At 70.3% G+C, this 6,171-nt stretch carries 6 protein-coding genes; all 6 read right to left on the bottom strand.

The genetic code is table 11. The annotated features are described in order from the left end of the window. Positions 1–182: 182 nt before the first annotated feature. Positions 183–2,147, bottom strand: a complete 1,965-nt coding sequence (locus tag ACOADB_RS22700; protein WP_378603992.1) for a methyl-accepting chemotaxis protein — start codon at positions 2,145–2,147, stop codon at positions 183–185. Then, a complete protein-coding gene (locus ACOADB_RS22695) occupies positions 2,144–2,638 on the bottom strand; it encodes a chemotaxis protein CheW (RefSeq protein WP_378603989.1) in 495 nt (164 codons plus the stop codon). Before ACOADB_RS22695 ends, ACOADB_RS22700 begins: the two co-directional genes overlap by 4 nt. Further along, the gene (locus ACOADB_RS22690) at positions 2,635–4,857 is read right to left on the bottom strand and encodes a chemotaxis protein CheA (protein ID WP_378603986.1); all 2,223 of its coding nucleotides are present in this window, start codon (positions 4,855–4,857) and stop codon (positions 2,635–2,637) included. Before ACOADB_RS22690 ends, ACOADB_RS22695 begins: the two co-directional genes overlap by 4 nt. A 96-nt stretch (positions 4,858–4,953) precedes the next feature. Next, positions 4,954–5,199, bottom strand: coding sequence for a carbon storage regulator CsrA (csrA, locus tag ACOADB_RS22685; protein ID WP_378603983.1), 246 nt, complete (start codon positions 5,197–5,199; stop codon positions 4,954–4,956). Between the two features lie 18 nt (positions 5,200–5,217). Beyond that, positions 5,218–5,631, bottom strand: coding sequence for a flagellar assembly protein FliW (fliW, locus tag ACOADB_RS22680; RefSeq protein ID WP_378603980.1), 414 nt, complete (start codon positions 5,629–5,631; stop codon positions 5,218–5,220). Between the two features lie 8 nt (positions 5,632–5,639). Then, the coding region (locus tag ACOADB_RS22675) for a flagellin (RefSeq protein ID WP_378603977.1) at positions 5,640–6,171 on the bottom strand (532 nt) is incomplete at its 5' end.

The following is a 6,171-nucleotide window of genomic DNA, read 5'->3' as shown; positions in this document are numbered from 1 at the left end:
CCGTCCCTGCCGGGACTCGCCCGCCGCGTGGGCTGACTTCCCCAGCTGCGTTTTCGCCGACGCAAACAAGAACCTCCGACCGGATCCGGTCGGAGGTTCTTGGCTTCTGCTTGCGCTCCTTGGCCGTTGCAACGGCCAGGAAGCGCAGGAATCCCCGCCTCAGCGGGGATTCCTGCGCCCTCTCAGAGCGTGAACCGAGCCACCAGCTCCCGCAGCTCCGCAGCCACACCCGTGAGGTCGGTGGCGGAGGCGAGCGTGTTCTCCGCACCTTCGCGGGTCTCGGCGGCGGCGGTGGCGACCTGGGTGACGTCGCCGGCGATGCCGTTGGCGCCGGCGGCGGCCTCGGTCACGGAGCGGGCGATCTCGTTGGTGGTCGCGGTCTGCTCCTCGACGGCGGAGGCGATGGTCGACTGGATGTCGTTGATCCGGGCGATCACGTCCGCGATCCGGCTGATCGCGGACACGGCACCCTGGGTGTCGCTCTGGATCGCCTCGATCTTCTTGCCGATCTCCTCGGTGGCCTTGGCGGTCTCCTTGGCGAGCTCCTTGACCTCGTTGGCGACGACCGCGAAGCCCTTGCCGGCGTCACCGGCCCGGGCGGCCTCGATGGTGGCGTTGAGGGCGAGCAGGTTGGTCTGCTGGGCGATCGAGGTGATCACCTTGATGACCTGGCCGATCTCGGCGCTGGACTCGCCCAGCGACGCGACGGTGCCCTGCGCCTCGGAGGCCACGGTGACGGCATCGGTGGCGACGGTGGCCGCCTCCGTGGCGTTCTTCGCGATCTCGCGGATGGAGGCGGTCATCTCCTCGGCCGCGGTGGCGACGGTCTGGATCGACGCCGACACCTGCACCGACGCGCTCGACGCGGACGCCGCCCGGTCGGACGTCATCGTGGCCCCCTCGCCCATCCCCTCGGCCAGCGACGTGAGCTGACCGGCGGCCGCGGCGAGTGTCTCCGCCGTACCCCCGATGTTGGTCATGCTGGACCGCAGGGTGGTGAGCAGCGAACGCAGGCCCTCGGCCACGCGACCGACGGCGTCGTCGCCCTCGATGTCGAGCTCGCGCGTCAGGTCGCCGGCCGCCGCAGCGGAGACGACATCGAGAATCTGCTCGACCTTGGCGGTCAGTACAGCGGCGGCGTCGCGGTCGGCGGCCTCGCGGTTGATCCGCGAGAGGGCCTGGGAGACCAGGCGACCGACGTTGCGCAGGGCCTCGAGGCGCTGCGGGCTCGGGTCGAGGGTCTCGGTGGCGAAGAAGTCCATCGTCGCGACGACCTCGCCGTCGATGATGATCGGGAAGCAGACACCCGACTTGACCCCGACCTGCTGGGCGACCGGGGCGCGCACGCAGTCGGTCATCTCGCCGATGTCGCGGGTGAAGAACAGGTCGCGCTGCGCCCAGGCCCGGCCGGACAGGCCGACGCCCTCAGCGAACGACGCCTGCAGCGTGACGCGGCGGAACTCCGGGCCGGCGTCGCCGGACTCGCGGTCGAACTTGAGGGTCCGGTCCGCCGGGTCGACCTTCCAGTACGACCCGTAGGCCCAGCCGAACTCGTTGCGCACGGTGTCGAGAGCCGTCTGTACGGCGGCCTCGACGTCCGTGGCCGCAGACAGCGTGGAGAGCACCTTGTTGACGGCGGTCGTGTCCGTCTCGGCCTCGACACGCAGGCGTTCGGTGCGGAGCCGGTCGGTGATGACCTCCCAGGTCGCCATCGCGCCGATGTAGTTGCCCTGCTCGTCGGTGATCGCACTGACGAGGAGGTCGAGGGTCTCGTCGCCCACCTTGATGTCGGCGCGGCGCGGCAGGTGCTCGGCGGTGGCGAGCAGGCCGCGTTGGTAGGAGGGGTTCTTGTGGAAGATGTCGAGGCTCGAGCCGACGACCTCGTCGGCGCGCACGGGCAGCACGTGCTCGAGGCCGCGCAGGGTCCGCAGCGAGGCCGGGTTCATGTAGCGGATGACGAAGTCCAGGTCCGCGAACATCATGTTCGTCGGGCTGTTCTCCATCATCGACAGTGCGAACGTCGATGCACCGCTGACCGACTCGGTCTTCTGCGGGCTGGTCTTCGACGCGGTCGTCTTCGACACCTTCTCGGCAGCCTTCTCGGCGGGATGCGTGCCGTTCACCGGCACGTCAAGGATCTCGGTCACGGGGTTCCTCCGGGGTTGTCGGGCGTGGTCGAGACGTCGACCGCGCGATCTGCGTCGAGGACGAGCAGGATGGCGTCGGCCAGCGGGAGGACCCCGCGGTCCTTGCACACGAGGTCCTGCACCTTCCTGGGCATGTTTGCTGGCGCCGGCTGGCCGTTCACGCCGGCGGTGTCGATCACGTCCCCGATGTCGTCGACGAGGAGACTGACCACCTCGCCGCGACTGCGGACGATCACGTTCATGGGGAGCTGGTCGCCCTCGCGGGGCGGCAGCCCGAGGCGGACCCGCAGGTCGACCGCGGTCACGATCTGGCCACGCAGGTTGATCAACCCGGTGACGGCCGCATCGGCGCGCGGTACGGGCGTCATCGGCTGGTGCCGCAACACCTCCTGGACCTCGTCGACGGCGACACCGAAGAACAGGTCAGCAACCCAGAAGGTGCAGTACTGCTCGGCGGTCCGCACCGTCGGGGTGACAGCGACGGCGCTCATGCGGGCACCCCCGACTGGGCCACGACGGCGGCCAGGTCGACCAGGTCGGTGACCCGGTCCTGGACGACGGCGCTGCCGGTCACGCCGTGACGGCGACCGACGTGGCTGGAGACGATCGCCACGTCGACGACGTCGAGCACCCGGTCGATCACGATGCCGACCGATCCGCCCGCGGCATCCGGCGTCTCGTGGACGACGACACTGATCTGCTCCTGGCGGTCGCTGGTGTCCGCCAGACCGATCGCGGTGGCGAGCCGGACCAGCGGCAGGATCCCGTCGCGGTACTGCACGACCTCGGTCACGCCGCTGCGTTCGATCCGGTCCTGGGCGAACTCCTCGAGGCGCGAGACCGCCGCCAGCGGCAACGCCGCCCGGCGTCCGTCGGACACCTCGAGCACCAGCAACGCCGTACGGTCGTCGGCCGCGACAGCGCGGCTGTCGGTCGTGTCGTGCTGCGCGACACCCACGCCGGCGGTGACCGCCGTACCGGGGACGTCGAGGATCAGGGCGACCCGTCCGTCGCCCATGATCGTGGCGCCGGCGTACATCGCGAGGCCCTTCAGCTGGCGGCCGATCGGCTTGACGACGATCTCCTGGGTGTCGAACACGGTCGAGACGCAGAGACCGAAGCGCACGTCGTCGGACTGGAGTACGACGACCGTGAGTGACTCGGCGTCGGGAACCGGGCCGCCGAGGATCCCGGCCAGCGGCACCAGGGGCAGCAGCTTGCCGCGGAGCCGGAGCACCGGGGCACCGGCGAGGTCCTCGACCTGGCGCCGCAGGTCGTCGCCCTCGATCCGGACCAGCTCGACCAGGTTGGCCTGCGGGATGGCGTACCGCTCCTCGCCCTCCCCGACGACCAGCGCGGGGATGATGGCCAGGGTCAGCGGGATCCGGACGCGTGTGGTGGTGCCGCGACCGATCTCGGACGTGACGTCGACGCTGCCGCCGATGCGCTCGATGTTGGTGCGGACGACGTCCATCCCGACGCCGCGACCGGAGATGTTGGAGACCGCGGCCGCGGTGGAGAAGCCGGGCCGGAAGATCAGGCCGAGCACCTCGCGGGCGTCCATCCGGGACAGCTGGTCCCGGGTGACGACACCACGCTCCAGGGCCACCGCGGCGATCCGCTCGGGGTCGATGCCCTTGCCGTCGTCGGTGATCTCCACGACCACCTGGCCGGACTCGTGATAGGCGCGCAGGCTCAGGGTGCCCTTGGCCGGCTTGCCGGCGGCGAGCCGGTCCTCGGGCCGTTCGATGCCGTGGTCGAGGGAGTTGCGGACCAGGTGCGTGAGCGGGTCCTTCACCGCCTCGAGCAGGCTGCGGTCCAGCTCGGTCTCGTGGCCGTCCATCACCAGCTCGACCTCACGGCCGAGCTGGTGGGACAGGTCACGGACGACGCGCGGCAGCTTCGACCAGACCTGGCCGATCGGCTGCATGCGGGTCTTCATCACCGATTCCTGCAGCTCGCTGGCCACGAGGTCGAGGCGCTGGCTGGCGCGGGCCAGCTCGATGTCCTCGGCTCCGCCGGCGCGTTGCAGGATCTGGTTGCGGGTCAGCACGAGCTCGCCGACCAGGTCGACGAGGTCGTCGAGCAGGTCGATGTCGACCCGCACCGATGCTTCGACAGCCGTACGGCGATCAATGCCGTCCCAGGCAGCCTCGGGCGCAGCCACCTCTTCGGAGACCGTTCCCTCCGGCGGAGCTGCGGTGGATGCCGCCGGGGACACGTCCGGCTCCACCACAGCTCCGCCGATCTCGGACACCTCGTCGACAGGGGAGAGTTCGTCGACTGCAGGTGTCTCACTGGAGGCCGTCGTTGGGAGGCCGGCCTCCAGCAGGCCTTCGATGACCGTCACCAGCGGCAGGACGTCGACCGCAGGGTCGGTGTCCTTGCCGGTGCGCTCAATGACGTCCAGGAGGGCGCGGACCGTGTCCACCATGGACAGCAACGCCTCGGTGATCGCCGGGGTCATCACGGCGTCGCCGTCGCGCAGCCGCGACAGCAGGGTCTCCCCCACGTGCGTCAGCTGCTCGAGGCGGTTGAACGCCAGGAAGCCGCTCGTGCCCTTGATCGTGTGGATCGTGCGGAAGATGCTCGAGAGCCGCTCCCGTGAATCGGGCTGCTGCTCGAGCTCGACCAGGTCGCGGTCGAGCTGATCGAGGTTCTCGTGAGACTCCACGAGGAACTCCGCAATGATCTCTGCGTCGTCGTCCATTGTCCCTCCCTTCACGCGGCCCATCGGCTGCGTGGGTGGGGGGATGAGGGGCGAAACGGGAGTTGGGACCTAGTCCCAGCAGGGGCGACCGGACGGTCAGCGGCGGGTGCGCAGCGCCTCGGTCAAGGAGGCAACGGCGGCTTCCGGCGGCGAAGCCGCCTCCGTGTTCGCGTCGGCCACCTCGGCCAGCAGCTCGGCGCGGTGGATCGCGACCGAGCGCGGCGCGTCGATGCCCAGGCGGATGACGTCGCCGCGGACCTCGAGCACGGTGACGGTCACCGCGTCGGGTGAGCCCGCCCCGATGACAACGCTTTCACCGACGCGACGAGAGAGAACCAGCACGGCTGTGAGGCTACCGGTTCAGGCGACGAGCGGTGCGGTGATCGAGAGGTCGTGGTCGTCGAGCACGACCTGGCTCGCGCGGCGGGTGACGGTGTTGATCACCAGCGGCGCGCGCAGGTTGACCGTGGTGTCGGCCAGCGTCGCGCCGGCACGGACGACGAGCAGCACGATCACGTCGCCGGCGTTGCCGGACGACAGGCCCAGCTCGCCCGCGACGTCGTCGGCGAGCTCCGGCGCATAGTCCGGGAAGAAGGGGGCCGGCGGGATGACCACGAACTGCAGGCCCTCGCTGTCGAGCGACCGGAAGCCGTGCAGCACCCCGTCGTCGTCCAGCTGCACGAGAGCGAAGCGGCCGTCGTCCGGGAAGCCCGGCATCGGGTGGACCAGCTCGATCACCGGGACGTCGCCCTCGGTCGCAGCCCTCTGTGTCATGGCGCCCATCATCGCAGGAAGTCGAGCAGGCTCGGCTGCATCACGCGCGACGTCGCGGCGAGGGAGGCCTGGTAGGCGACCTCCTGCAGCTTCAGGTCCACGGTGGTCGCGGCGAGGTCGGCGTTCTCGATCATGCTCAGCTGGTTCTCGAGCGACATCCCGGCATCGGACGCCGTCAGGTCGGCCTGCTCGATCCGCTGGAACCGGGCGCCGGCCGCCGTCCGCGCACTGGTGATCGTGTCGAGACGCGCGTTGAGGGTGTTGATCGACGCGCTGATGCCGGCCTGGTCGCCGGCGCGCAGGGCGGTCGACAACGCCTCGAGCTCGGCGAAGGCCGACGTCGCGCCGTCGCCGAAGACGTCGGGGCCGTTGGAGTCGACCTTCACCTGGACGCCGCTGGCGATCCGGCGGTTCACGTCGCCGACGGTGCCGACATAGGTGCCGGTGGCGTCGTACGCCACGGAGCCGGCGGTGACGCCACCGAAGACCGGGCTGTCGAGGTACGTCGTGTTGGCCTGCGAGAGCAGGCTCTGGCGCAGG

Source organism: Nocardioides sp. CPCC 206348 (assembly GCF_048654705.1).
In the GTDB taxonomy this organism is placed as follows: Bacteria; Actinomycetota; Actinomycetes; order Propionibacteriales; family Nocardioidaceae; genus Nocardioides.
Note: the sequence above shows the minus strand (reverse complement) of the source record. Positions and strands in the feature narration are given on the sequence as shown.

Excerpts from the sequence above, each read along its gene's own strand:
- fliW (WP_378603980.1), bottom strand. The coding sequence starts at position 5,631 with ATGACACAGAGGGCTGCGACCGAGGGCGACGTCCCGGTGATCGAGCTG.
- ACOADB_RS22690 (WP_378603986.1), bottom strand. The coding sequence starts at position 4,857 with ATGGACGACGACGCAGAGATCATTGCGGAGTTCCTCGTGGAGTCTCAC.
- ACOADB_RS22695 (WP_378603989.1), bottom strand. The coding sequence starts at position 2,638 with ATGAGCGCCGTCGCTGTCACCCCGACGGTGCGGACCGCCGAGCAGTAC.